At 33.2% G+C, this 2,525-nt stretch carries 2 protein-coding genes; both read right to left on the reverse strand.

Annotated elements, in window-relative coordinates; genetic code table 11:
- Positions 1-1,412, reverse strand: a 1,412-nt coding sequence (locus K1X44_09075; protein MBX7147436.1) for an ABC transporter ATP-binding protein/permease, incomplete at its 3' end; no start/stop codon positions are given.
- Positions 1,413-1,770: 358 nt separating this feature from the next.
- A partial coding sequence (locus K1X44_09080; protein MBX7147437.1) for an enoyl-CoA hydratase/isomerase family protein occupies positions 1,771-2,525 on the reverse strand: 755 nt, incomplete at its 5' end.

Consider the following 2,525-nt stretch of genomic DNA (forward strand, 5'->3'; position numbering starts at 1 on the left):
CTTTGCCGCTCACCCCCTGATAAAGATATACCACCATCCCCAAGCATTATTGTCTCAATATCTGGATGCCGAGATAATAAAGATTGCAGTGAGGCCAGGTTCAAAGCCTGCCGAATGCTTATGGAAGATTCATCAAATCCTAGTGCAACATTGAAAGCCAAAGATTGGTTAAATAAAGGAACTTGTTGTGGTACAACCGCAATAGCAAAAGCTTTGTTGTTTTTAATAGAGGGATTATAAAAAATTTTACCAGAACTTGGTTGAACCAACCCTGCTAAGATATGACATAAACTTGATTTTCCTGAGCCACTATGACCACTGATACAAATTTTATCACCACGCTTGATCGTTAGATTAACGTTTTCTAAAATTGATCGTTCGCTATAAACTAAACTGATATTTTCTAATTTCAGCAGAACTGATGATTCTATCTGTTCTGATTTTAATATTACTTGTGCAGCAATTTTCTGGCTGTTTTCTTCTTCAATCTTGGAATATTTTTGTAAGTTCTGAAATTTTATAACATTTTCCATAATTTCTAAATATTGAACATGCAACTGTTGAAGAGGCGTCATAATTTGTATAAAATACAGACTAACAGTAATGAATATTTGGCTATTATATATTTCTTGACCCAAGTATAGGTAAGGAGACAACAATACCCAAACAAAACCAATCATTAAGATAAAAAATCCAACACTTTTGTATATTAACCGCATCTTTATATAGCGTTTTACATGATGATGAAATTGCTGCATATACAAAGCTTGGGTGCCTGCAACCGCCTGTTCCGCATGAAATAATTTAACGGTTTCAATGTTACTCAATCCATCAATTACTTTGGCAGCACCTTTGGTTTCCGCATCAATAATATTTATTTGAATTTTTCTAAGGTTTTTTCCGCCATAAACTGAAAAAACAAAAAATATACCAACCGTAATAACCACCCCGATTGCTCCAAGTAATCCTGTAAAATAAATTAATGCACCTGCAGCAAGAATAAGTTGAAGAATAAAAGGAAAAACACCATTCATTAGGCTTTGGAGAATTAAAGAAATGGAATCGGCACCTTGGCGTAAAGACTCCCACAAAGCTCCGTTTTCGTTTCTCTGGTGGAAAGAAAAATCTTTTTTTAGGATTTTTAAATAAGAGTTAATAATCAATTGACGAAATATATCATTATCAAGCTGAGATAATAAATAGAAACGAAATTCACCAATCAAATAACTTATCATTAAAATAACCGCATAGCCAGTTACCAGGAACATGCTTGAAATAAACACAACATTTTGGCTTTCATATTGGGTAATCATGTAACCAAAATATATGGGAATAACTGAAAGAACGCCTACTCCAACAATAATCGTGCTTACGATAGCAAGCATCTTAACTTTCTGATGGGTATCAAGCATTCTCCATAAAAGAAGATAAAGTGAGAAAAAGTTTTTCGAGATTTCCATATGTTATTTTTTCAAAAAATATTTAATATATTAAATTCAATAATTTATTATGTATATTTAAGTTTACATATATAATTTTACATAAGATTTATTAGATAAGTTATAAAAACAACAAGATTAAAAAAATTATTGTTTTGAGCTCTAACAATAGATGGCAAAATGGCTGTTCAATTTTTTATCAGCAGCTTGTTTACAATGTTTCCTTAAGATTTTGTATAATAACGTTTTTATTAGAACAAACTAATCGTTAATATTATATAACTTAGGCTTCAAAAACTATACAAACTTAAAGTAATAAACTTCTTGTTATTCAAATTGGTAATTTTTGGCGAATAGAAAAATGTAACGCCTGTTCGACTAATTTACTGTTAATAGAAGCCAAGGTATCTGGTTGCCATTTAGGCTGCTGATCTTTATCAACCAAAACAGCTCTTACCCCCTCCTGAAAATCATAACTCTTAACAAAAAATTGACTGAGCACAAGCGTTTGCTGCATAACTTGTTTAAAGTTTGCCTCAATCATTTTTTGCATATAAGAAAAGGTAACCTTTAATGATGTCGGCGATCGTTTACTAAGAGTTTCAAGCACTTTTTGCGGCCATTCTTCGACATCTGTTTGAAGAGCTTGAACGCATTTTTCTATGGTTGGTTGGCTAAAATACCTATCTATGGCAGATTGGTGGCTTCCAAGATCGCTTTGCCCAAGCACAACATGGTGCTTTTTAAGAATATCTTGTAGATTAGACTGATCATTAATCAATTGATCCTTCAAGTTATCCAGTTGGCTTTTCAAAACACCGTGCGTTGCTAATTTACTGTATAAACAATCCCCAGCACTAATTTTATTGCCACTTAAAGCTAAATATAAGCCAATTTTACCTGGGCAACGATTTAAGAAATACCCAGCACCTACATCTGGAAAGAATCCGATAGCTGTTTCTGGCATTGCAAAAATAGTTCGTTCCGTCACTACACGGTAGGTACCGTTCATTGCAAGTCCTGCTCCTCCCCCCATAATTATTCCATCGATCAGCGATATAATAGGCTTAGGGAAAGAAAAAATTA

The organism is Alphaproteobacteria bacterium (assembly GCA_019695395.1).
Classification (GTDB): Bacteria; Pseudomonadota; Alphaproteobacteria; order JAEUKQ01; family JAIBAD01; genus JAIBAD01.